The sequence below is a fragment of the Streptomyces sp. NPDC086835 genome, from assembly GCF_044745705.1.
Classification (GTDB): domain Bacteria; phylum Actinomycetota; class Actinomycetes; order Streptomycetales; family Streptomycetaceae; genus Streptomyces.
Genome location: NZ_JBIVAU010000005.1, coordinates 133,435 through 157,369 on the forward strand (window position 1 = coordinate 133,435; position 23,935 = coordinate 157,369).

Below are 23,935 nucleotides of genomic sequence, written 5' to 3' on the forward strand. Positions count from 1 at the left end.
CTGAGATGGCCGGTGACGACCGGTGACGACCGGTGACGTCTCAACGGTAGGAATCGGGAGGTTCGGGCGACAAGGAACAAGCGCTGCGTGTATGCGCAGCAATCCTGCGTCGTACGGCCCATCGGCGGCGTTTCGCGTCGCCCGCCGGGCCTGCACCACCCGTTCGGGCTACGCGGGCGGCGCGCCGTGCCACCGCCAGGTGGCGGAGCGTGGCCGTCCGGGGAGGTCGGCGCGGCCTGTGCACCAGAGCAGCGCGGGCCAGGGGGCGGTGTCCGCGGGGGCGTCGGGGAACAGCCGGGCGAGCACCCGTGAGCAGATGCCGGCGGGCGGGTCCCAGGTGAGGCCGAGCCCGTCGGCGATGTCGTGGGTGTGCACCAGGGTCTCCACGATGCCCATCGCGGCGAAGCCCTCGGGGTCGGACGCACCGAAGACATGGTGGGAGCGCACCTGCGGCGGTGTCGTGCGCACCATGGCGACGAGCAGTGCGCCGCCGGCCTCCAGCACCTGGAGCAGCCCGTCGGGGCCCGCGGCGCGATCGGCGTGGACGGAGTTGGCGGGGCCGCCGGGCCGGCGGCTCTCGTAGGCGAAGGGCACCTCACGGTCCAGCGGCGGGGTGCGGGGTCCGAGTTGGACGGCGTAGGCGAAGAGGTCGTCGGCGAGGTGCTCGACGGTCTCCCAGCAGGTCCACTCCAGGGTGCCCGCGTTGCCGTCCCAGGCCCTCGTGGGGACCTCTCCGAGGGCGGCGACGGCGAGCTGGACGGCGTGGTCGAGGTCGTCGGCGGTGACGGGCGGGCGGCCGTTCACCGCAGGAACGCCGACGTGGTCGCGACGAAGCGCTCGGCGTCGTCGAGCCACGGGAAGTGGCCGGCTCCTGGCTGGACGACGAGTTCGGCCCGTGGGAACAGTCCGGCGACTTCGGTCATGGCGGGGGGCGGGGAGTTGAGGTCGACCTCGCCGGCGAGCACGAGCACCGGCGAGGTGAACCGGGCGAGCGCCGCGCGGGTGGCATCGGGGTCGTAGGCGCCGTCGGCGCCGAAGGCGGCTGCCGACGCGTCGTTGCGCTGTTCGTCCTCCGCCGCCCGGTGGGCCCGGGCCGCTTCGTCCCAGCGGCCGTAGAAGAACGGTGCGACGGCCCGCAAGGAGGCGTCGCCCGCCTTGCCGGCGAAGACCTCCTCCAGGGCGGCGAACGCGGTCGGGAACCACGGCTCGTCCTTGCGGAGCCGCGCCGTTTCCCGCCGGGTGTCCGCGGTGACGGTGACGCCGAGGGCCATGACGCTCGGTGTGATCAGGGCGAGTCTGCCGACCCGCTCAGGAAGGGCCGCCGCGTAGAGGGCCGCCAGGTTGGTGCCGGCGGAGTGCCCGAGCAGGTCCGCCCGGTCGAGGCCGAGGTGCTTGCGCAGGGCTTCGAGGTCGTCGACGAGCCGGTCGCAGCGGTAGGAGGAGGTGTCCTGGGGCACTTCCGACCGTCCGGTGCCCCGGAGATCGAGCATGATCAGCCGGCGGTGCGCGGAGAGGCCGCCGAGGTCGCCCAGGTACGTGGAGTCCCGCATGGGTCCGCCGGGGACGCAGATCAGGGGCGCGCCGTTTCCGAACTCCCGGTAGGAGAGGCGCGTTCCGTCGTGCGCGGAAAAGGTAGGCATGGGGCGAGACCCTTTCACCGGCGGACCGTCAGGGCAACCGGGTTGTGTGCGCCCGCCTGCCCCGGGTCACCTGCCGGCGTCGCCACTCGTCGCGGCGCGGCCGGCGCCGGCCTCCGGGCTGCCGGTCAGCAGGTGGGACAGCACCATGTAGCTGATCGTCTTGCGGATGAACGGTTCGGCCCGGATGCGTTCGAGGACCTCCTCGAAGTGCTCGACGTCCGTCGCCCGTACGTGCAGCAGCGCGTCGGCGCCGCCGGTCACCGTCATCGCGGCCGTGATCTCCGGGTGGTTGCGTACGACCTCGGCGAGCCGCCGGGGCGGGGCGGCGCCGTCGCAGTACACCTCCACGTAGGCCTCGGTGGCCCAGCCGAGCGCGGCGGGACGCACCGTGGTGGTGAAGCCGGTGATGATGTCGTTCTCGCGCATCCGGTCGACCCGGCGTTTGACCGCCGTGGCCGACAGGCCGATCGCCGCACCGATCTCCGTGAAACTGGTCCGCGCGTTCGCCACCAGGGCCGCGACGATCTTGCGGTCGAGCTCGTCGAACGGCGCGGATCTGTTCGTCATCTCAAGGTTCCTCCGGACGGCCCTGTCGCGCGCGGACCCTATCGGAAGATGGCCATGGCCTGCACTTCCAGCACCGCTTCCTCGGAGTTCCAGTCCTGGACCTTGCCGAGGCAGCGGGCGGAGAACGTGCCGCTCGGCACGTCGTTGCGCAGCCCTTCGGTGGCGCAGGTGACCCGTACGCGCGGCCCCTGGGAGAGATCGTCGGGGTCGCCGTAGGGCGCGAGGAGCACCGTGGATTCGTCCGACCTGCTGATCCTGCGGAACCGGCCGCGGATGAGGACGAAGTCCTCCACGTCACGCAGCCGTACCGAGCTCGGCGGCGGGTCGCCGGCCCGCGCGTGGTCGGCCAGGGCGCGGGTGAGTGCCGCGTTGCGCCGGACCGTCCCGTTGACGAGGTCGACGTGCACGATGACGTCCTTCTCCTCGAGCACGTCCATGATGACGCCGATCACCGAGATCGGTTCCGCGACCTCCATGTACTTGCTGACGATCTCGCTGTTGTCGCGCCGTCCCGCCCCGGCGCCGATCCCGAAGACACTGGCCCTGATCGTGCCGTCCTTGCTGTCGCTCGTCCGCTGCTCCACCTCTTTGCGCAGCGCCGCCGCGTAGCCCCGCATCTGGTAGTGGTCCATGACGGAGCGGTCGTGCAGGTAGAAGCAGATGCTGTACGTGATGTTCCGCGCGCGGCTGCGTCTGCGGCGCATCAGCCGCGCGAGGGTCATGGCGAGCAGGGCTCCGGCGCCCGCCGCCGTCAGCAGCCACAGCAGCATCCAGGCCCACCAGACGCTCCACCACAGCTCAGTGAACACACCCACGGATCTCCTTGAACGCACTGAGGAGGGACCGGTCTGCGGCGTCGACCATGCGGCCGCCCGTCGCCCTTGCCCCTCGGTCGAGTTCACCGGTGTCGGCCTCGCCGTAGCGGATGGTGTACGTGCGCACTGCGCGTACGTCCTTCGGCAATCGCGCGTGCCGGCGGACGAACGTGTCGAGGTCGATCCCGGCGTTGCTCTCACCGTCGGTCATCAGGACCACGGACACGTCCTGGCCGGGCCGCTCGCGCAGCAGGTCGAGGACCGTGCCGTAGGCGTGGTCGAGCGAGGACCAGACGGCGGTGCTGTCGGCGAAGTCGTCCGCGGCGACGAACCCGCGCAGCCGGTCCAGGTCCCGCTGCCCGTTGTAGACGACGGTCCGCTCGTCGAGGACGCGGCCGCCGAACCGCATCACGGTGATGGACTCGCCCCGGTAGAACCGGACGAACTTGCCGGAGTGGGAGTCGTCCGCGCCGGCGAGACCGTCGAACGTCGCCCGCAGCCGCTCGATCCGTTCGCCGCGCATCGAGGTCGAGAAGTCGAGCAGGAAGATCACCCGGGCGGCGCGGTCCCGGTGCGGGTCGCCGTAGTCGGCGAGGAGGCGGTCGACGACCTTCTGGTCGTCCGGGAAGTAGAGCGCGTTGCCCACCGGCTCCCGCAGCCCGTCGATGCGGGCGACGCCCGGGTCGATCGGCCTTCGCAGGGTCCTTTCCATGATCCGTTTCTGGACCGGTTCGCTGCGCAGCCACTCGACCAGCCGGTCGTAGGCGTCACGCCGCTCCGGGTTCAGCAGCAGTACCGGGTAGTCGGACAGGACCATGCCGTCCCGGGGATACACGATCTCCAGGGGCTCCCGCAGCCGTCCGCTGCTGTTGAGGGCAAGGAGTTCCGACTCGTAGGTGATCAGGGCGTTCAGCCCGTCCTGCCGTGCCACGAAACGGTCGGCGAGCCCGGCCGACGAGTCGCCGGTGAGTTCGTGTCCGGCGAAGAAGCCGCGCAGCCGTTCGCAGGAGACGTCCTTCGGGCGCAGTGCCGCTCCGGTGCCGGCGGACGCGGTGGCCACTCCGACGAGTGCGGCGAGTCCGCTGTTGGTGTGCCGGGGGTCGGCCATGCCGAAGCGCAGCGACCCGTCCGCGGCGGCGTCGGCCGCGTCGGCCCAGGAGATCTGTCCGTCGGTGGCCATGCCGCGCAGCCGCTCCGCCGTCGCACGCTTCATGCCGATGACCACGGGCGAGCGCATGATGCTGGTGGAGAGTGGCTTCTCGCCGCTCAGCCCGTTCGCCTTGGCCTTGAGCAGGTAGTAGCGGTCGGAGGACAGCCAGGCGAGGTCGTGGCGCCGCTGTCCGCCGGGAGCGGCGAGCTCGTTGCTGGCGTCCACCGTGCCGCGGTGGTCCATCTCCAGCGTGATGCCGGTCTCGCGGCGCAGGTCGGCCAGGAGCGGTGCCATGTCGGCGAGTTCGGAACTGGCGAGCACCTTCAGGGTGATCCGCTCGGGGCTGTCCGGGGCACAGCCGGTGGCAGGGAGGAGCAGCAGGCACGCCAGGCACAGGGCGATCAGTCCGCGAAGGCGGGTGTGCCGCCTCATCAGGGCTGCCCCGCCACGGCTTCTGCGGTGGGGCAGTCACCCACGACGGAGATCATCCTCTCCAGGTACCGCAGCCGGGGCATCGCCGACCTGGTGTCGTCGCCGTCGATGGCGGGGACGGGCACGTCGCGTTCCTCGAGGAACCGGATGAGCCGGTCGCCCGCGACCTGGCCCGTCGGATCGAGGATCCGGAAGCCCAGCTCCATGGCGCGCTGCCGCAACTCGGGGTCGTGCGTGATCAGCTCGCCGAGCCGGTCGCCGTCCTTGTTGAGTGCGATGAACTGCGGCTGGGTGACGAACTGCCCGGAGGGGTACAGCAGCACCCGCTGCGGGTCGGGCTTCTTGGACCGGGCCTGGTAGTGCACCTGGTAGGCGAGGTACTGGTGCTCGTACGCCACGACCACAGGGGCGATGTTCTTACCCTCGGGGGAGATGTAGGTGCGGAACACGTCGGCGCTCGGCAGGCCCTGCTCCATCAGGTGCCGGATCGCCCGGCCCCGCTCGTCGGCCTCCTGGTCGGTGTCGGGCACCTCGTCGCCGTTGCCGCGCCAGGTGAAGGCGACCAGCGCCAGGTAGGTGCCCGCGGAGTTGGAGCCGCAGACGTCGGGGCTCTGCGCGACGATCCGGTTGGCGTTGGTGATGCCCTGGCGCTGGATGCCGATGTCGTTCCAGCGGCGCTTGTCGTGGATGTGCTGAAGGAACTTGGGCATGTCCAGCACGTAGTAGAAGGGCTGTCCGCCGTCACCGGAGCCGCGCTGCGCGGTGGCTGTGCCGGCGTCGACCAGCGCCTGTGCGTACTCGCGGTAGGTGGCGAGCACGATCGGGCTGACGAACGGCCGGTGCACCTTGGCGTAGCGGTTCTGCGCCGCGCGCTCCGAGGTGATGAGGTCTCCGGCGGGCTGGCCGGAGGGGAAGACGAAGTCGTAGGACGAGATGTCCCTGATGGCGACCTCACGCGATCCCGAACTGGTGATGTGCACCCGTATGTGATGCTTCATCAGGATGCGCTGGACCTCCTCGTCCTCGAAGAAGTCCCGCTTGGACGCCATCTTCCCTTCCAGCGTGATCACACCCTGGAAGGGGAGCAGGATGTTCCCGGACACGGCCAGCACGCCGACGCCTGTCAGCACGGCCGCCAGGAGGGGCAGAACGACGAGGAGGAAGCCGCGCCTCGACCATGAAGAGCGCGACTCACGCCGGATGCCCAGCCGCGGTTCCGCTGTGACCCGTCTCTCTCCGACAGCCACGGACGCTCCCCCTTCGTCCCCGTGTCACCTCGGGAACAGCCTTACCTTTCCGGACGGCTCCCATTCGACGACTCGGCCAACATTCGGTGAACAACTCCGTTGCAGAAAAGCCCTGTTGGCCGCCGGGCGCACCGGTCAGCCCCCGGCCAGGCGGACGGTGCTCAGTACCTTGCGGACGACTCCGTCCGGCACCTCGTCGCCTACCCCCTTCGCTCCTACGAACGTCCAGGAGACGATGTCGCCCTTCGGGTTCTTGAAGGCGAAGGCGGTCGCCTTGCCGTCGGTGTCGCACTTGCCATCACGTTCGACGCCCGTTGAGGAGGCGGTCGCCACACTGCCCGTGATGCCGGAGGCGGTGGTGTACGGCTGTGCCGCGCCCTTGGTCACCTTTGCCTTGTCCGGCTGGGTGTACCCGCCGTACACCCACAGGGAGGCATTGTCGCGGGCGGCCTCCTGCGGCGTTCTCGCCCCGCGTTCGCCGCGGGAGCCGGCGGCGGCGAGCCAGGTCTCGTCCGACGAGCCGTCCAGGTCCGCGTCAAAGACGCACCACTTCTCCTTGAGCATCGCCGGGGCGGAGAAGCCGACGAGGGGGATCTCCTCCGGGTCGCCCTCGTCGGCGACATAGCTCGCCCATGACGTCGGCTTGAGGCTCCACTCGGGCGGCACGTCGAAGACGATGCCGGTCCTCGGGTTCGTCACGGTCCGCCAGCCGGGCACGGTCGGCTGCTCGCCGGCGTCCGTACGGGCGTCGTCCGCCGCAGGTGCGGAGGAGGCGGGGACGGGCGGGTGGGCGTGGTCGTCACCGTCGCCGCCGAGGGCCAGATATCCGGTGACCGCGGCGGCCACGACGACGACCGCGGCCGCGACCACGGCGACGACCGCGGCGGGGCCGCGGCGCTCACGGACGGATGCGGCGGGGCCGGCGGGCTGCGTGGGCATGTCCCACGGCTGCTGCGGGCCGCCCGGCGCCCCGTAGGGACCGGGCTGCGGGTGGCGCGGGTGCTGCCCGCCTTCCGGGTGCTGCTGTCCAGGCCTCATGTGCGGCAACCCTAGAAGACGCCCGGAACCGCCTTACCCGAGGGGCAGCTCGAACCAGACCGTCTTGCCGCCCGCCGTGCGACTGGTGCCCCACTCCCGCGACAGGGCGCTCAACACCCGCAGACCGCGGCCGCCCTCCTCGTCAGGGCGTGCGTCCAGCAGAGTCGGCAGGGTGTGGTCGTCGTCCGCCACCTCGCACAGCAGCGAATCGGCCCGTACGAGCCGCAGTTCGGCACGGCGGCCGCAGGCGTGCCGCACCGCGTTGGCGACGACCTCGCCGACCAGGAGCTCCGCCGTGCCGGTGAGTTTCCCCAGTCCCCAGGCGTTCAGCTGTCCGCGCACCAGCCGCCGTGCCCTCGCCGCCTCCCGCGGCACGAGCGAGAGCTCCCAGGTGGCGACGGAGCCGGGGTCGATGCCGTTCAGCCGCGCCATCAGCAGGGCGACGTCGTCCTTGCGCCCGCCCCGTGTGTTCAGCGCGCGGATGATGGTGTCGCAGGCCTCGTCCATCGACGCCGCGGGATGCGCGGCGGACTCGCAGAGCGTCGCGAGACCCACGCCGATGTCCTCGCCGCGCACCTCCACCAGACCGTCGGTGCACATCACGAGCCGGTCGCCGGGCGACACCGCGACGCGGACGCTGCGGAAGGGCACCCCGCCGACCCCGATGGGCGCTCCCGACGGCAGTTCCAGCAGTTCGCTGCGGCCGTCGGCGGCGCGGACGAGCACCGGGGGCACATGGCCGGCGTTGGCCAGCTCCAACTCGCCGCGGACCGGGTCGTACACCGCGTAGACGCAGGTGGCCAGGTAGTGCTCGCCGAGGCGCTGGGCGAGGTCGTCGAGGTTGCGCAGGAGTTGGGCGGGCGGCAGGTCGAGTGCCGCCATCGTCTGCACGGCGGTACGCAACTGGCCCATCATGGCCGCTGAGTTGAGCCCGTGACCCATGACGTCGCCGACGACCAGCGCGGTGCGCGAGCCCGGCAGCTTGACGGAGTCGAACCAGTCGCCGCCGACCCGGCCCAGCAGCGTGCCCGGCAGATAGCGGGTCGCCGTGTCGCAGCCCGCCGTGCGCGGGGCGACCTGCGGCAGCATCGAGTCCTGGAGCGTCTCCGCGACGTTCTCCTGGTAGGTGTACATACGGGCGTTGTCGAGCACCAGCCCCGCACGGGCGGCCAGTTCGGCGCCGGTGACCCGGTCCATGTCGTTGAACAGGGGCCGTTCGGGGTGGCGCAGCAGGATCATGCAGCCGAGGACCACGTTGCGTGCCTTGAGCGGTGCGACCAGCATGGACCGGCCGTTGATCAGCGGGCGCATGTCCCGCTTGTCGAACTGCTCGGCCATGGCGGTGCCCATCTCCTCCGTGATGAGCGGCACCAGGACCGGCTCGCCGGTGACCATGCACTGGAAGAACGGGGTGTGGGCGGGGAACGGCATGGACTCGCCGACAGGGACGATGTCGTCCCAGCGGCCGGGCTCGTCGACGTGCTCGAACGCCACCCGGTGCCACATGGTCGTCGCGTCGGGGTCCCCGTCGCAGAAGCCCTCGCCGGCGACGACCTCCTCCCGCAGATAGGTGCAGGCCACGTCGCTGAAGCGGGGCACGATCGCGGAGCTGATCTCCCGAATCGTCCGGGCGAGGTCCAGCGAGGAGCCGATCCGGCCGCTGACCTCGTTCAGGAACTCCAGGCGCTCGCGCACCGCGGCGTATTCGAGGTCCTGCTCGAGGTCCGCCTCCTCCACGGGATGCCCGGCCGCGAGGTCCTGCTCGGCCGCCTGCTGCCGTGCCCTGCGGGCGGCGCGGCGGGGCACGCCCCAGTCGGGGGTGACGGGCACCCGGTCGTGGTGGCTGAACTCGAGGACGGGGTAGCCGAGGTCGAGGATCCGGGAGACGATCCGCGTCGACTCCCGCACGCTCATGCTGGGGAGGATCTCGGGGAGCCTGCGCGCCAGTTCCTCGGCGCCCGGGAATTCGGTGTGCAGGGCGAAGCCCGGAGCGATCCGTTCGACGCTCCCTTCGTCGGTGCCGAGCCGTCCCGCGTCCGCCGCGAGGACGAGCAGGCGCTCCTCGCCGGGGCCCACCATCGGATACGCCCACCACAGCACGTCGACCCGGTCCTGGCTCAGCTCGGAGACGCGGGCACGGCCGGCCCTCGGGTAGGCGGTGAGCCTGTCCAGGCACGCGTCCAGGCCCCGCCCGAGTCCGCTGTACGCGCTGCATCCCGGGCAGTGGCCGATGCCGTCGCCGCCGTGCTCTGCCGCGTGGTCGCAGTCCTGACCGGCCAAGGCGCCGGAGAGCGGCAGCAGTTCGACGGCCGGACGCCCGACCGCCTCCGCCCTCGCGTGGCCGAAGAGACGGCGCGCACCGGTGGACCAGTGCGACACCAGACCGTCTCCGTCCACGACGATCACGGCAAGCGGAATCCGTCCGGCCACCGGGTACCGCTGCCGGGGCACCGGCGGAACGCCACTGTCCATGGGTGGATTGCTCCTTCCCCGCCGCCAGGAGACAACGGCCTTGTTCACCACGGTAGGGGTATCTCCGCGCCGGGCGCCGGGCGTTGGCGGAAGAGGTCGTGCGCCCGGCGCGAAGCCGGCGAACGGCCGAGCGGGCGGCGGGCGCCCAGAACGTCGGCGCGCCGCGTCGCGTGCGCCCCCTCGCCCCGCAGGTGGGAAGGGGCGCCGCGGGCCCTGGAGTCAGTCGGCGTGACCGAGTTGCAGGTCGCGCTCGGTGCGCCCGCCGCCGGCGACCTGGAGCACGGTCGCGACCGGCGGGTAGCCCGACGCGATGACCGTGTACTCGCCCGACGACAGGTCGACGAAGCGGAATGTGCCGTCGGGCCCGGTGGTGAGCGTGTCGACCACGTTGCCGGCCGCGTCCAGCAGGGTCACGCGGGCGTCGTCGACCGGCCGGCCGTCGCCCGCCCGCACGGTGCCGCGCAGCACGGCCCCGCCGGCCAGCTCGATGTCCTGGCGGGTCTCACGGGACGCCTGCACGCTGACGGGGTGCGCGGCGGGCCGGAAGGCGGGGGCGCCGGCCGCCAGGGTGTACTCCCCCGCCACCAGTTCGCTGATCACATAGCTGCCCTCGCGTCCGCTGCGGGTGGTGGCCACGACCTCGCCGCGCACATCGGTGAGGGTGACGGCGGCGTCGCGTACGGGGCTGCCGTCGGCCGTGACGACCGTCCCTGCGAGGCGGCCGGCGCCGCCGAGGACCACGTCGAGGTCGACGGGCCGCTCGCCGACGGTGACCGTGACGGCCTGCGGCTGGTGGCCGCCCGCCGCCGCGATCATCACGTACGCCCCCGGACCGGGTGCGCTCAGCGCGTACCGGCCGTCCTCGCCGCTCGCTCCGCGGCCGATCTGCGTGCCCTGCACGTCGATCAGGGTCAGTGCGGCGCGCGGGACGCTGGTGCCGTCGTGGTGCTGGACGGTGCCGCACACGGGCACACCGGCCTGGTGCGGGGCGGCCGGCCGCCCGGCGGCGGGCGCGGGGGCGGTGCGGGCGTGCGGCACGGCGGCGTCGGCGGGGGCGTTGTGGGACACCAGCGGTCTCTCCTTGAGGAAGAAGGCGATGAGCAGGCCGAGGACGAGCACCGGCACGAGGTAGAGGAAGATCCGCGGCATCGCGTCGGCGTAGGCCTGGACGTACGCGTCGCGCAGTGCGGGCGGCATGGCGTGCACCAGCTGCGGAGTGATGGCGGACGGGTCGGGCAGACCCGCACCCGCCGGGACGCGGTCGGCGAGCGCGTCGGTGAGCCGGTCGGCGAAGAGCGTGCCGAAGACGGCGGCGCCGACGCTGCCGCCGATCTGCCGGAAGTAGTTGTTGGCGCTGGTCGCGGTGCCGAGGTCGGCGGGCGGCACGGCGTTCTGCACGGCGAGGATCAGGACCGGCATCACCAGGCCGATGCCGACACCGAGGACCGCCTGCCCGACGCTGTACTCGAGCCGGGAGGTGTCCACCTCCAGCCGGGACAGCAGCCACATGCCGACGACCGAGATCGCGCTGCCGAGCACCGGGTAGACCTTGTAGCGGCCGGTGCGGCTGATGAGCTGGCCGGAGACGATCGAGGCGACGACGATCCCGCCCATCATCGGCAGCATCAGCAGGCCCGACTCGGTGGCGCTGGCCCCGTCGACCATCTGGAGGAACGTCGGCAGGTAGCTGGCGGCGCCGAAGAGGGCGATGCCGACGACCGCGCCCACGAGCGAGGTGATGTTGAAGACGGAGTCCTTGAACAGCCGCAGCGGGATGACCGGTTCGGGTGCGTAGCGTTCGACGACGAGGAAGAGCACGGTGCTCGCCGCGGCGCCGGCGCCGAGTCCGAGGATCACGCGCGAGCCCCACGCGTACTCGGTGCCTCCCCAACTGGTGAGCAGCACAAGGCAGGTGGAGGCGGCGGCGAGGAACAGCGCGCCGAGGACGTCGAGGCGGGCCCGGCCCTCGGGCTTGGGGAGCCTCAGGACCACGCTGACGACGACGAGGGTGATCAGTCCGAAGGGGACGTTGAAGTAGAAGCACCAACGCCAGGAGGCGTGGTCGGTGAAGAACCCGCCGAGCAGCGGACCGGCGACGGAGGCGAGCCCGAAGGCGGCGCCGATCAGCCCCATGAAACGGCCGCGTTCACGGGGCGGCACGATGTCCGCGATGATCGCCTGCACACCGATCATGAGCCCGCCGGCGCCGAGGCCCTGGACCGCACGGAAGGCGATCAGCTCGTTCATGGTGCGGGACCAGCCGGCCAGGGCGGAGCCGACGACGAAGACGACGATGGCGAACTGGAAGACGCCCTTGCGGCCGTAGAGGTCGCCGAGCTTGCCGTAGACGGGCAGTCCGATGGTGGCGGTGAGGAGATACGCGGTGATCGCCCACGACATCCGGTCCAGCCCGTGCAGCTCACCGACGATCTTCGGGAGCGCGGTGGCGACGATCATCTGCTCGAGCGCGGCGAGCAGCAGCGCGAGCATCAGGCCCGTGAAGACGAGCCGTACGCGGCGGGGGCCGAGCGGCGCGGGCGCACTCTCCGCGGAGTGCGGCGGCGGGTCCGCGGGTCCGGCGGCGGCCGGCGCGGCCTGCTCGTCCTTCACCAGAGTGATGCCGCCCACGTCCTGCTCCCCTCGTCGCACTGCGCGGCGTCATTCTTCGCATTGCGCACGAAGGGGGAGCAAGTCGGTCACGACCCCGGCCAGGCGTTCGAGAGCCCTCTCAACACGCCCCGCCCAGGGCGCATTTGGGGTACCCACCAGCGACTTTCCCCCGACCCGGCGCGCGCCGGGCGCACCACCGGGCCACGGGGAAGACCACTCGAACCGGTGAGGTTACTTCTCCACGTTCGCGGCGAGATTGGCGAGCACGGCGTCGTAGATCCGGCCGAGCCCCTTGGGCGCGAAAGTCCTCTCGAAGAAGCCACCGATGCCGCCCGCGCCGTTCCACACGGTCCGCACGACGACCCGGGACTTCCCCTCACCGGCCGGGGTGACCGTCCAGGTGGTGACCATGGAGGAGTTGCGGTCCTTCTCGACCAGTTCCCCGTCCTTCGGCTCCGTGACCTCGAGCAGACAGTCCCGGACGCGCTTGCTGGTCGCCTGGAGCTTCCAGTGGACGAGGGTGCCCTCACCGTCGCCGCCCTCACGGACCTCGTATTCGCTGAAGTGCTCGGGCAGGAGCTTCGCGCGGGTGTTCTCGTAGTCGGCCACGGCATCGAACACCGTCTCCGCGTCCGCCGCGACGATCCGTTCCGTGGTGGCTTCGACCTGCGCCATTTCGTTGCTCCTCCAGCACTAGCTCCAGCGGGATGCGGCTAGCCAACCACCTCGGGCCCGGGCCCCCAAATCGCGCTTGCGGCGATCATGGGAACAGGTGTTCTATTCTGTGGTCAGTGCGAACGAGGAGGCACCCATGCGCTGGGACAATCTGGCCGAAAGCCCCGCCACACCAGGGGACGCCGCCCTGTTCGGGACGTCGGCCGTCACCACCCGGACCTTCGACACGCCCGAATTCAGGGGCATCACCTTCCACGAGGTGCGCGCCCGTTCGATCCTGAACCGGGTGCCCGGAGCGTCCCGGATGCCGTTCGAATGGACGGTGAACCCGTACCGCGGCTGCTCGCACGCCTGCGTGTACTGCTTCGCGCGTAAGACCCACAGTTATCTGGACCTCGACACCGGCATCGGCTTCGACTCCCAGATCGTCGTCAAGGTCAACGCCCCCGAGCTGCTGCGCCGCCAGCTCGCGTCCCGGCAGTGGCAGGGGGCGCACATCGCCATGGGCACCAATGTCGACTGCTACCAGCGCGCCGAGGGCCGCTACCGGCTGATGCCCGGCATCATCTCCGCGCTGCGCGACCACGCGAACCCGTTCTCCATCCTCACCAAGGGCACCCTGATCCTGCGCGACCTGGACCTGCTGCGGCAGGCCGCGGACGTCACCGAGGTCGGCGTCTGTGTCTCCGTCGGCTTCACCGACCGGGACCTGTGGCGCACCGTCGAGCCCGGCACCCCCTCCCCCGAGCGCCGGCTCGACGCCGTACGCACCCTCACCGACCACGGCATCGGCTGCGGTGTCCTGATGGCGCCGGTCATCCCGTTCCTCGGGGACCGTCCGGACCAGCTGCGCGCGACGGTCCGGGCGATCGCCGACGCGGGGGCCACCTCCGTCACCCCGCTCGTGCTGCACCTGCGGCCGGGCGCGCGCGAATGGTTCATGGCCTGGCTGCGCGAACACCATCCGCACCTGGTGGCGCGCTACGAACGTCTCTACGCCGAGGGCGCCTACGCGCCGAGGTGGTACCAGCGCCGGATCACCCGTCATGTGCACGAACTGGCCGCGGAGTTCGGCATCGGCCCGTCCTCCCGGCCCGGCGGGCACCGGCGTCTGCCGGTGCGCGGCGCGCCGGAGAGCGTGCCCGCCGGGGACGAACCGACCCAGCTGACGCTGCTCTGACCAGCCGTCACCGGCTGGGTGACGGATTATTGGTGGCGACGGCGAGAGCCGGCGGGCAGTCTGCGGTGCAGAACGGCGAGGGAGGGCGCGTGACGATGACGGTGAAGGTACGGGACATGACCGTCGACGACTGCGAGGCGGTCGCAGCGATCCGGGTGGGCGGGTGGCGCTACGCGTACGCCGGGCTGATGCCTCAGTCGTACCTGGACGCCATGAGCGTCGAGGAGGACGCGGTACACCGCCGCCGGTACCTGGCCGACGGCACCGGGGTCACCAACGTGGTCGCGGAGCGGGACGGGGACGTGATCGGCTGGGGCTGTTTCGGACCGGCCAGGGACGAGGACGCCCCGCCAGGAACCTGCGAGCTCTACGCCCTCTACGTCCTGCCCGAGCGGATATCGTCCGGCGTCGGCCACGCATTGACGGCGGAGCTCACCGGGCGCGCACGCGCGAGCGGCTTCGCCCTGATGCAGCTGTGGGTCCTCAAGGAGAACGCACGCGCCCGCCGCTTCTACGAGCGGGCCGGCTTCCTGCCGGACGGCAGGGAGGAGCCCTTCGAGGTCGACGGCGTCACCGTCCCGGAAGTGCGCTACGCGCGGTGGCTGGCAGCACCCTCGGCGGCCGCCGGCGCCTGAGCCTCCGCCGCGGGCGCCGCAGGTCCACCGGCGAAGGACGCCGCCCGGGCCGGGTCCCTGGAGGGCTTCGACCCCGCCGGCCACTGCCGGCCCGACGACCTCGTCCCCAACTCCTCTGCAACGACCGGACCGTACTGATCAACGAGACCGCCTCGACCCTGGCCGACCCCCGCCGACACCCACGACACCGCCCTGCGGGCGCACCACGTGCGGTGACATGCCGACGGTTCGTCCCGCCGGGGGGGCGAACGTGTCAGCCGAGGCCGTCGAAGACGTCGTACGGGCCGGGAGCCCGTGTGTCGTGACGGCCGCCGCCGGCAGGGTCGGACCGCCTCGGGTCGCGGTGGTGCGATGCCTCTTGGGGCGTACCGGCCTCGCGGCGGGCGGCCTCACCCACGTACGCCTGCTCCCACTCTCCGACGTCGAACTCCGCTGTGGTGGCTGTGCCGGTGAACTCCCGCTCGGGAGCGAACGGTTCGACGCCGGGACGGGACGGCGTGGCGCTCCGGCCCGGGGCCGGCCGCTCCGTGCGGTAGGGGAGGTCGGGCAGCTCCTCCCCCGCCGCCCCCGGTACGCCGTTGCCCGGCGGCGGCCCACCGGGCTTCACCGCGGGAGCACCGTTCGGGCCGCCCGGGAGCAGCAGTTCCACCCGGACCGTTCCGCTCCTGCGCTGCTGGGCGACGAACTCGTCGATCTGGGTGCGGCAGGCGTGGTCGAGGTGGGTCATGGCCGTGAGGTCGAGCCGGATCCTGGGGCTGCCGGCAGCGGCGACGGCGTCGAGCGCGTCGAGCAACTGCGGCAGCCTGATGAAGGTGGCGCTGCCGGTCATCGTGAGTTTCGCCGTGTCCCCGTCGGTGCTGTGCCGAACGGTGGTCCGGGACATGCGGAGCACGGCGAGCACGACACCCGCGGCCAGGCCGATGAGGACGCCTTCCAGCAGGGCCGTACCGAAGATCGCGAAGGTGGTGACCACCATGACGACCGCCTCTCCCTTGTCCTGCTTCCACAGCCGCGGGAACTGTTCCGGCGCGAGGAGCTTGAAGCCGCTGTGCACCAGCACCCCGGCCAGCACCGTGATGGGGATCAGGGCGAGGAGGCCGGGCAGCAGCAGGGCGAAGCCCAGCAGCCACAGGCCGTGGAGCGTGCGGGAGAGCCGTGTCCTCGCTCCCGCCTGGACATTGGCCGAACTGCGCGCGACCACGGCCGTCATGGGCAGCGCGCCCAGGGAGCCGCACACCGTGTTGCCGACACCCTGGGAGAGCAGTTCGCTGTTGTAGCGGGTGCGGGGGCCGGTGTGCATACGGTCCACGGCGGCGGCGGTGAACAAGCTCTCCGCCGAGGCGATCACCGTGAACGTGAGCACGGTGGCCATGACGGCCGGGTCGGCCAGCGAGGCGAACTCGGCGGCGCCGGGAAAGTGCACGGAGGCCGCCAGATCGCCCACTCGGAGGGTGTCGATCCGCACCCCGGGCAGCGCGGCCACCACCATCCCCACGGCGACCGCGACCAGCGGCGCCGGCACCTTGGCCACGGGGCCGGGCACCTTCTTCCAGACGAAGCACAGCGCCACGGTCGCGAGTCCGAGCGCCGTGGCGATCAGCGCGTCGGTGGTGCTCAGGGCCGTGGTGACCAGGCCGGGCAGGCCGAGCGCGTTCTCCACGGGGGTGCCCGGTGCCTTGCTGTCGGCCAGCACATAGGACTGACTGATCATGAGGGGCAGGCCGATGCCCGCCAGCATGCCCTGGACGACGGCGACGGAGATCGCCTGGAACATCCGGCCGAGCTTGATGAGCGCGAGGGCGATCTGGAGGATCCCGGTCGCCAGCACGATGACGCCGAGGGTCGCCAGCCCGTGCGCGGCGCCGGCCTCCGCGACCAGCGCGGCGAGCCCCGCCGCGGGCCCGCTGACCTGGAGGGTGCTGCCGCGCATCAGGCCGACGACCAGCCCGCCGACCACACCGGAGACGATGCCGAGTTCGGCGGGCGCGCCGGAGGCGACAGCCACTCCGATGCACAGGGGTAGGGCGACGAGGAAGACGACGAACGATGCCACGATCTCGGTGACGAGGGAGGCCCCGCGCAGTTCTTCGGCGAGGGTCGGGCGCCGGCCCGCGGGCCCGCCGGCCGGGCGGTGCCCGGCGGCGGGACGGGTGGGGAAGGTCCTGGTCGGGGGGCGGGCGTGACGGGCGCGTTTTCGGGTGGGGGAAGTCATGAAAGGGGGTCCTTTGGGGGGAGCCGTTCGGTGCGAGAGGGGCCGAGCGGTGGGACGTCAGCGGGCCTCGAACGTCCCGTCGTCCCCGAGCTCCAGCAGCGCTCCGGTCTCGACGCGGTAGTACCAGCCGTGCAGGCGGAGTTCGCCCGCGTTCATGAGCCGGCGGGCCGCCGGGTAGGAGCCGAGCACCGCGAGCTGGTGCACGATGTTGCGCTGCACGATCCGCTCGAGACGCGCGTCCTTGCCGGGGCGCGTGCCGAGGTACGGGGTGAGGTACGGGGTGAGCGCGGGCCGCACCAGCGACAGCCACGCCTCGACGCCCGGGAGCCCGGACAGGTCGCTGCCCGAGGCGAGGGCGTCCATCGCCCCGCAGTGGGAGTGGCCGCACACCACCACGTCCCGTACGCCGAGCACCTGGAGCGCGTACTCGATGGTGGCGGCCTCGCCGGAGGGGGCGCCCGAGCCGGGCGGGGGCACGATGTTGCCGGCGTTGCGCAGTTCGAACACCTCGCCGGGTCCGGCGCCCGTGATGAGCGCGGGGACGACGCGGGAGTCCGAGCAGCTGATGACCATGGCCTTTGGCGACTGGCCGGCCGCGAGGGCGCGAAGGGTGTCGGGGTCCCTGCCCGGATTCCGGTGGAAGGAACGCGCATGGTCGAGAAGGGCCTGCATGGTTGCCTCCTGGGGGGTCGCAGCGGTGCTCGCCCCGGGGGCGGCACCTGCGGACTGTGGCAACGACCGTAGGGACGCGGTCGTCAGAGCCAGGCCAGCAGCACGTCAAGGCCCGCACATGATCCGGCCAGTTCTCTGCGGCGGCAGGGTGTGTACGAAGAACAGGCCCCGGAACGCGGGTCGTCGGGCGTGGGATGAGTCACGATCTTCCCGGCGACCCCCTGTTGTACGGTGCAGATGCCGAACTCGCCCTGCATACAAGGAATTTGAGGCGCGGCCAGGCCGCGCGCCCCGGCAGGGCCCCGACGTGTCGCCGAGAACGGACGGATGGGAGGACGACCATGCGGGTGTTGCTCATCGAGGACGACGACACCATCGCCGAGCCCCTGACCGAAGGACTGGCGCGCTACGGGCTGGCGGTGGAACGGGTCGCCACCGGCGCGGAGGCGCTCGGCGCGCCCTACGGGGACATCGTCCTGTTGGATCTCGGTCTGCCGGACATCGACGGGATCGACGTCTGCCGGCACATCCGTCAGGTCTCCGACGTGCCCATCATCATGCTCACGGCGCGGGGCGGGGAGGCCGACCGGATCGTGGGTCTGGAGATCGGTGCCGACGACTACCTGGCGAAACCTTTCAGCATTCGTGAGCTGATCGCCCGGGTCCGGGCGGTCACCCGACGCACGGCCGCTGCCGCCCATGGCTTCACGGGTCCGCCGGAAGGGGCCCGCCCGGCGACGGTGACCGCCCTGCCGGAGCCTTCGGCCGGAGCCGCCGGCACGGAACTCCCGCCCGATGCCCGCGCCCGGCGGACCCCCGGCGGCGCGAAGACCGCCCGGCCGGGAGGTCTCGTCGTCGACCGGCGTACCCGCCAGGTACGGCTGGGCGCGGAACAAGTGGCCCTCACGGCGAAGGAGTTCGACCTGCTGGCACTGCTGGCGGAGGACCCCGGCGCCGTCTACACCCGCCGGCAGATCATCGACCAGGTGTGGGACCCGCACTTCCACGGCCCGACCAGGACGCTGGACGTCCACGTGGCGACGCTGCGGCGCAAGCTCGGTGACACCCGCTGGATCGAGACCGTACGCGGTGTGGGCTTCCGGCTGACCGACCACCTCTCCTTCCCCGGCCCGGCCGGTGCCGGGCGCCCGAGTCCGGCCCCTGACCGGGAGCCGCCGGTACCTCATCAGGTGCCGCCGGTCCTTGATCAGGTGCCGCCACCGTGACCCGCCGTCTGCGGCTGAGCTACCTCACCCTCGTCGTGCTGGTGCTGCTCAGCCTGGAGATACCGCTGGGCATCGTCTACGGCGGCGCGGAGCGACAGCGGGTGGTGCGGGCCGCGGAGGACGAGGCCGAGGCCCTCGCCGCGTACGCCCGGCTCTCCCTGCGCTCCGACCAGACGGCGGCGCTCGCGCGACGGGTGATCCACTGTGCGGAGCGGATCGACGGAGAGGTGTTCGTCCTCGACCGTGACGGCAGGGTCCGTGCGGCGTCCCGCCCGATGAGCGACCGCGAGGCCCGGGACATACTGGGTCGCAGGCACGTGCGCGCCGCGATGGGCGGGCGGGCCGCCACCGACGTGCGCACCGGCGGTTACGGCCGGGTGGAGGTGCTGGCCGCGGCCGCACCGGTGACCGCCGGAGCCTCGCGCTCCGGTGCCGTGCACCTGACGCTGCCCACGGAGACGGTCTCCCAGCGGGTGCACCGGGTCTGGCTGACGCTCGCCGTCGCGGGACTGCTCGTCCTGACGGCCTTCGCCGGGCTGGGCCTCGCCGTGGCACGCTGGACCGGCCGCCCCATCATGGAGCTGGAGGCCGTCACCGCCCGGCTGGCCCGCGGCGACCTCTCCGTCCGTGCGACGCTGGCGACGACCACGGGCCCGCCAGAGGTCCGTCGACTGGCCGGCACCTTCAACGACACCGCCGCGCGCCTCGAGCATGTGATGCGGTCGCAGCGGGCCTTCGCGGGCGAGGCGTCCCACCAGCTCAAGACACCGCTCGCCGCGCTGCGGCTGAGACTGGACAACCTGGAGCCCGGGATCGCTCCCGGCTCCCGCGCCAACCTCACGGCCGCGATGACGGAGACCGAACGGCTCGCCCGGATGGTCGAGACGCTGCTCGCCATGGCCCGGCTCGAAGAGCACGCGACCGCGCGCGAGCCGGTGGACCTCGACCGCTGCGCCCGCGAACGGGCCGCCACCTGGGGCCCGTTGTTCGCCTCCCGCGGATGCCGGCTGACTCTCGGCGGCGGGCGCGTCGGCCATGCGCTCGCCGTACCGGGCGCGGTGGAACAGATCCTGGACAACCTGCTCTCCAACGCCCTGCGGGTCTCCGGGCCCGGGACCGAGGTCCGGCTCGAGACCCGACAGGTACGCGCTTCTCGGCGGGCGTCGCGCGAAGCGCGCTCCACCTGGGCGGAGTTGCACGTCATCGACGAAGGCCCGGGTCTGCCGCCCGAGCAACGCGCCCGCGCTTTCGACCGCTTCTGGCGCGCTCCCGGCGCTGCCGCCGGCGGCAGCGGCCTCGGACTCGCCCTCGTACAGCGGCTCGCCGTCGCCGGCGGCGGGCGGGCCGCGCTGGAGGAGGCCCCGCACGGCGGTCTGGACGCGGTGGTCCGCCTTCCCGCGGTGCCGCCCCGGCCGTCCGCACCGCCGCCGCGTCCGGTGGACGGCCCTCGCGCGCCCTGGAAACCGCGCCGCATGGCGGACGCGGCCCGCGCGCGCCTGCGCCCGCGCCCAGGCAGCGGCCGTCTCCGCCGCGTGGCGCCCCCTGCCGCCCCAGGCCTCACCGACGACTTCCCGGGGCACCCGACACCGACGCGGGCCCCGGGCGGAGCCGGACCCTCGCCACGGACCTGAGCGTCACGAACACGGGCGCCGCGAGGGCGGCGTACGCCGGCCGCCGTAGGCGAACCCGGGTTCTCCCCCCCATCGCCCCGACGACCCGCGCCCACGGCCGGCCTGCCCGTCGTCGCTCCTGGTCGCACTCCCGGTCCCGGCCCTGCGCGGCAGCGGGCAGTTCCGTACGCCGGGCCCGATCCCGGAGTACCTCATTCCACTGCGGCGGATCCCTCCAGCTGGTGAGAGGGGGTCACGGACGTGAACGCGAGGATGTCGCGGACCGCTTCGCGCAGGGTGCCGAAGTGGCGGTGCACGCCGTCGACCGCCGCTGGGGCGTTGACCCCCCACACCGTCATTCCGGCACTCAGTCCGGAGCGCACTCCGGAGGGGGCGTCCTCGATGACCAGACAGTCCGCAGGCTCGGCGCCGAGTCGCGCGGCGGCCCGCAGATAGGGCACGGGAGACGGCTTGCCCTCGTCGACGGCGGCCGCGTCCACGAGGACGTCCGGGACCGGCAGGCCGGTCCGGGCGAAGCGGCCGCGTACCCGGTGCTCGTAGTTCGAGGTCACCAAGGCCCAGCTCCCGGGCCGCAGGGCACTCAGCAGTTCCGCGGCTCCGTCGAAAGCCGCATAGGTGCCGGATCGGACGTCCTCGTCCTCCAACTCGTGCAGTGCGGCCAGGCACGCTTGAGGGTCCTCGCCCGGAGCGACCTGCGCGAAGGTCTCCAACGGCCGCGTCCGCAGCGCCACCCGGTAGACCTCATCGGCGTCCAGTCCGTACCGCTCTGCCCATGATCGCCACACCCGGCGCTGATTCTCCACGGCATCGATCAACGTCCCGTCGACATCGAACAGGACGTACTTCATGGCGCCGGGACGCGCGGGTTCGCTGGTCACTCGTCGATCATGCCAGCAGGCTCCGAGCGGTCGATCCGCGGACGGGCCTTGGCTCCTCATACGTCCAGCCTGGCCAGCGCCGCCGCCGCCGCGGCCGTCAGGCGGGGGTGGGGCAGGGCGGCGCGGACGAGCTCGGCCGCGCGTTTGTCGCCGAGCGCGCCGAGGCCCTCCACGCAGGCCAGGGCCACGCGCCAGTGGGGGTCCCCGGCCGTGAGTCTGCGGCGCAGGACCGTCATCAGCGCCGGCGCGGACTCGGGGGCGCGCAGCCTCGTCAGCAGGCGGACCGGCAACAGGGCGTAGGCGACGCGGAGTTCGTTGGTGGCAAGTGCCGCCGCCGCGCGGGGGGTTCTGGGGTCGCCCAGCAGGAACAGCGCGTGGGCCGCGGAGACGCAGCGCTCCGGGTCGCGGTGGTTGAGGAGCAGGACCAAGGACTCGAAGGCCCGGCGGTCACCGGCGCAGCCGAGACGGAACGCGGCGAGTTCGCGGGCCCACAAGGGGCGTTCGCGTTCGGTGAGGACCGCGGCGAGTTCGTCATGGTCGGCGGTGGCCAGCAGGCGCTCGTACACCGGGCCGCCGCCCGCCTCGTCCCGTAGCCGGCTTGCGAGCGACCGTAACTCCTCGTCCATGGGAGCAGGGTATCGAGGGGGCGGAGGCGCGATCCAGATCACATCACTCCAGGGCTGGCGCGCTCGTTACCCGCGAGTTAATCTCAGGTGAGCGGGTAACCCCCGCGCTTTCGGCGGCCTGGTGACGCAGCCGCCGAGAGGCTGTCGGTTCGGCTTTTCGAAGCCCGCAGTACGACGTGGCCCGGGACAGGCCCGTCGGCCCAGCACCACGACACGCGTTTTTCGCGCGCCGCACGCCCCTCGGTGTCCGGCCTGTGCGCATTCGGCGCTCCTCGGCGTTTCTTCCGTTCCGCCCCGCGCGCTCCTCATTCAGTCGTCACTCATCCCTGGAGTCCCGTGATGGACACCCCTCTCCACACCATTGCCGTCGTCGGCCTCGGCACCATGGGCACCGGCATCGCCGAGGTCCTCGCCCGCGCCGGCCGTGAGGTCATCGGCATCGACGTCAGCGACGCCGCGGCCCGCCGGGCCGTCCTCGCGCTCGAGGCCTCCACCGCCCGCGCCGTGGAGCGCGAGCGGATCACCGAGGAGGAGCGCCGCAACACCCTCGCCCGCTTCCGCACCTTCTGTGACCTTCAGGCCGCGGCGGAGGCCGACCTCGTCATCGAGGTGGTGCCCGAGTCGTACGAGGCCAAGCTCCAGGTCGTGCGGGCGCTGGACGGCATCGTCCGGCCGCAGGCGATCATCGCCACCGGCACCAACGCCCTCTCCGTGACCCGGCTCGCCGCCGATTCCGAGCACCCTGAGCGCGTGCTCGGCCTGCACTTCTTCAACCCGGCGCCGGCGATGAAGCTGGTCGAGGTGGTCTCCTGCGTGCTCACCGCGCCGGCGGCCGTTCAGGCCGTCACCGCGCTCGCCAAGGAGCTCGGCAAGGAGCCGGTCGCGGTCGGCGACCGGCCCGGATTCGTGGCCGACGGCCTGCTGTTCGGCTACCTCAACCAGGCGGCGGCGATGTACGAGTCGCGGTACGCGTCCCGTGAGGACATCGACGCCGCGATGAAGCTCGGCTGCGGTCTGCCGATGGGACCGCTCGCGCTGCTCGACCTGATCGGCATCGACACCGCCCGTACCGTCCTGGACGCCATGTACGCGGAGTCGCACGACCGGCTGCACGCTCCGGCGCCCGTCCTGAAGCAGCTCAGCGAGGCGGGCCTGACCGGCCGCAAGGCCGGCCGCGGCTTCTACACGTACGCCGCTTCGGACACCGCGGAGGTGGTCGACGACGCGCTGACCCCGAAGCCGTCCGCGGAGGCGGCCGCCGGCCGCGAGGTCCGCTCGGTGGGTGTGGCCGGCTCGGGCACCATGGCGAGCGGTATCGCCGAGGTCTTCGCCAAGGCCGGTTACGACGTCGTCCTCGCCGCCCGCAGCCTGGAGAAGGCGGAGGTGGCCAAGGCCCGTATCGGCAAGTCGCTGGCCCGCTCGGTCTCCAAGGGCCGGATGACGGAGGAGGCCCGCGAGGCCACCCTCGCCCGTATCGCGCCCGCCGGTTCGCTGGACGCCTTCTCCGACGTCGATCTGGCGCTGGAGGCGGTGGCCGAGGACCTGGAGATCAAGCAGCAGCTGTTCGCCACCCTGGACAAGATCTGCAAGCCGGGCGCGGTGCTCGCCACCACGACCTCGTCGCTGCCGGTCGTCGCCTGTGCCCGCGCCACCTCGCGCCCCGAGGACGTCATCGGGATGCACTTCTTCAACCCGGCGCCGGCGATGAAGCTGGTCGAGGTGGTCCGCACGGTCCTCACCTCCGACGATGTGCACGCCACGGTCCGCGAGGTCACCGCGAAGATCAAGAAGCACCCGGTGGACTGCGGCGACCGTGCCGGCTTCATCGTGAACGCACTGCTCTTCCCGTACCTCAACAACGCGATCAAGATGGTCGAGGAGCACTACGCCACTCTCGACGACATCGACGCCGCGATGAAGCTCGGCGGCGGCTACCCGATGGGCCCGTTCGAACTGCTCGACGTGGTCGGGCTCGATGTCTCGCTGGCCATCGAGAAGGTGCTGCACAGCGAGTTCCGCGACCCTGGTCTCGCCCCGGCGCCGCTGCTGGAGCACCTGGTGGCGGCGGGCTGCCTCGGCCGCAAGACGGGACGCGGCTTCCGCGAATATGCCCGGCGCTGAGTCCGACGCCGGATGGGGCGGGCTGCTCGGTCCGGGCGGCCCGTCCCCGGCTCCGGCCCCGTCCGACGCCGGCACCGCCCCGTGGGCGCATTCAGCTGCTCGAATGCA

19 protein-coding genes are annotated in these 23,935 nt (G+C 72.2%); 5 read left to right on the forward strand and 14 right to left on the reverse strand.

The features are described from left to right. Nucleotides 1-168: 168 nt before the first annotated feature. The 10 genes from ACIPJI_RS18470 to ACIPJI_RS18515 all read right to left on the reverse strand — a co-directional run bounded on the left by ACIPJI_RS18470 (nucleotide 169) and on the right by ACIPJI_RS18515 (nucleotide 12,646). Nucleotides 169-804 carry a maleylpyruvate isomerase N-terminal domain-containing protein gene (locus ACIPJI_RS18470; RefSeq protein WP_402247340.1) on the reverse strand — a complete coding sequence of 212 codons (636 nt, stop codon included), beginning with the start codon at nucleotides 802-804 and terminating at the stop codon, nucleotides 169-171. Next, the gene (locus ACIPJI_RS18475; RefSeq protein WP_356620067.1) at nucleotides 801-1,640 is read right to left on the reverse strand and encodes an alpha/beta hydrolase; all 840 of its coding nucleotides are present in this window, start codon (nucleotides 1,638-1,640) and stop codon (nucleotides 801-803) included. Before ACIPJI_RS18475 ends, ACIPJI_RS18470 begins: the two co-directional genes overlap by 4 nt. Nucleotides 1,641-1,706: 66 nt before the next feature. Beyond that, nucleotides 1,707-2,207 (reverse strand): Lrp/AsnC family transcriptional regulator, encoded by a 501-nt coding sequence (locus ACIPJI_RS18480; protein ID WP_307709278.1) that lies wholly within the window; start codon nucleotides 2,205-2,207, stop codon nucleotides 1,707-1,709. A gap of 38 nt (nucleotides 2,208-2,245) precedes the next feature. After that, the gene (locus ACIPJI_RS18485; RefSeq protein WP_402247342.1) at nucleotides 2,246-3,022 is read right to left on the reverse strand and encodes a hypothetical protein; all 777 of its coding nucleotides are present in this window, start codon (nucleotides 3,020-3,022) and stop codon (nucleotides 2,246-2,248) included. Then, nucleotides 3,006-4,604 carry a substrate-binding domain-containing protein gene (locus ACIPJI_RS18490; protein ID WP_356620071.1) on the reverse strand — a complete coding sequence of 533 codons (1,599 nt, stop codon included), beginning with the start codon at nucleotides 4,602-4,604 and terminating at the stop codon, nucleotides 3,006-3,008. The genes ACIPJI_RS18485 and ACIPJI_RS18490 overlap by 17 nt, the downstream gene beginning before the upstream one ends. Continuing rightward, nucleotides 4,604-5,851, reverse strand: a complete 1,248-nt coding sequence (locus ACIPJI_RS18495) for a hypothetical protein (protein ID WP_402247344.1) — start codon at nucleotides 5,849-5,851, stop codon at nucleotides 4,604-4,606. The genes ACIPJI_RS18490 and ACIPJI_RS18495 overlap by 1 nt, the downstream gene beginning before the upstream one ends. Before the next feature lie 135 nt (nucleotides 5,852-5,986). Further along, on the reverse strand, nucleotides 5,987-6,889 hold the full coding sequence (locus ACIPJI_RS18500; RefSeq protein ID WP_402247346.1) for a hypothetical protein: 903 nt from the start codon (nucleotides 6,887-6,889) through the stop codon (nucleotides 5,987-5,989). A gap of 33 nt (nucleotides 6,890-6,922) precedes the next feature. Then, on the reverse strand, nucleotides 6,923-9,361 hold the full coding sequence (locus tag ACIPJI_RS18505; RefSeq protein WP_402247348.1) for a SpoIIE family protein phosphatase: 2,439 nt from the start codon (nucleotides 9,359-9,361) through the stop codon (nucleotides 6,923-6,925). A gap of 219 nt (nucleotides 9,362-9,580) precedes the next feature. Further along, nucleotides 9,581-11,989, reverse strand: coding sequence for an MFS transporter (locus ACIPJI_RS18510; RefSeq protein WP_402247350.1), 2,409 nt, complete (start codon nucleotides 11,987-11,989; stop codon nucleotides 9,581-9,583). A 213-nt stretch (nucleotides 11,990-12,202) separates the two neighbouring features. Beyond that, nucleotides 12,203-12,646, reverse strand: a complete 444-nt coding sequence (locus ACIPJI_RS18515) for an SRPBCC family protein (protein WP_356620081.1) — start codon at nucleotides 12,644-12,646, stop codon at nucleotides 12,203-12,205. A gap of 136 nt (nucleotides 12,647-12,782) precedes the next feature. On the opposite strand from ACIPJI_RS18515, the gene ACIPJI_RS18520 reads away from it, so the two are divergent. After that, the gene (locus tag ACIPJI_RS18520) at nucleotides 12,783-13,826 is read left to right on the forward strand and encodes an Rv2578c family radical SAM protein (protein WP_402247352.1); all 1,044 of its coding nucleotides are present in this window, start codon (nucleotides 12,783-12,785) and stop codon (nucleotides 13,824-13,826) included. A gap of 95 nt (nucleotides 13,827-13,921) precedes the next feature. Continuing rightward, entirely contained in the window at nucleotides 13,922-14,461 is a 540-nt protein-coding gene (locus ACIPJI_RS18525; protein ID WP_402247712.1) for a GNAT family N-acetyltransferase, read from the forward strand. Nucleotides 14,462-14,714: 253 nt separating this feature from the next. Here the strand turns inward: ACIPJI_RS18525 and ACIPJI_RS18530 are convergent, their stop codons facing one another. After that, entirely contained in the window at nucleotides 14,715-16,673 is a 1,959-nt protein-coding gene (locus tag ACIPJI_RS18530; RefSeq protein WP_402247354.1) for a SulP family inorganic anion transporter, read from the reverse strand. A 57-nt stretch (nucleotides 16,674-16,730) separates the two neighbouring features. Next, nucleotides 16,731-17,345, reverse strand: a complete 615-nt coding sequence (locus ACIPJI_RS18535) for a carbonic anhydrase (protein WP_307709269.1) — start codon at nucleotides 17,343-17,345, stop codon at nucleotides 16,731-16,733. A 341-nt stretch (nucleotides 17,346-17,686) separates the two neighbouring features. Here ACIPJI_RS18535 and ACIPJI_RS18540 point away from each other — a divergent pair, with 341 nt between their 5' ends. Continuing rightward, nucleotides 17,687-18,571, forward strand: coding sequence for a response regulator transcription factor (locus tag ACIPJI_RS18540; RefSeq protein WP_402247356.1), 885 nt, complete (start codon nucleotides 17,687-17,689; stop codon nucleotides 18,569-18,571). Beyond that, on the forward strand, nucleotides 18,568-20,202 hold the full coding sequence (locus tag ACIPJI_RS18545; RefSeq protein WP_402247358.1) for a sensor histidine kinase: 1,635 nt from the start codon (nucleotides 18,568-18,570) through the stop codon (nucleotides 20,200-20,202). Before ACIPJI_RS18540 ends, ACIPJI_RS18545 begins: the two co-directional genes overlap by 4 nt. A gap of 191 nt (nucleotides 20,203-20,393) precedes the next feature. On the opposite strand, the gene ACIPJI_RS18550 is transcribed toward ACIPJI_RS18545, so the two are convergent. Further along, complete coding sequence (locus ACIPJI_RS18550; protein ID WP_356620092.1) at nucleotides 20,394-21,080, reverse strand: HAD-IA family hydrolase; 687 nt, start codon at nucleotides 21,078-21,080, stop codon at nucleotides 20,394-20,396. 56 nt (nucleotides 21,081-21,136) lie between these two features. Next, nucleotides 21,137-21,706 (reverse strand): adenylosuccinate lyase, encoded by a 570-nt coding sequence (locus ACIPJI_RS18555; protein ID WP_402247360.1) that lies wholly within the window; start codon nucleotides 21,704-21,706, stop codon nucleotides 21,137-21,139. A 339-nt stretch (nucleotides 21,707-22,045) separates the two neighbouring features. Here ACIPJI_RS18555 and ACIPJI_RS18560 point away from each other — a divergent pair, with 339 nt between their 5' ends. After that, nucleotides 22,046-23,827 (forward strand): 3-hydroxybutyryl-CoA dehydrogenase, encoded by a 1,782-nt coding sequence (locus ACIPJI_RS18560; RefSeq protein ID WP_356620096.1) that lies wholly within the window; start codon nucleotides 22,046-22,048, stop codon nucleotides 23,825-23,827. The last annotated feature ends 108 nt before the right edge of the window (nucleotides 23,828-23,935 follow it).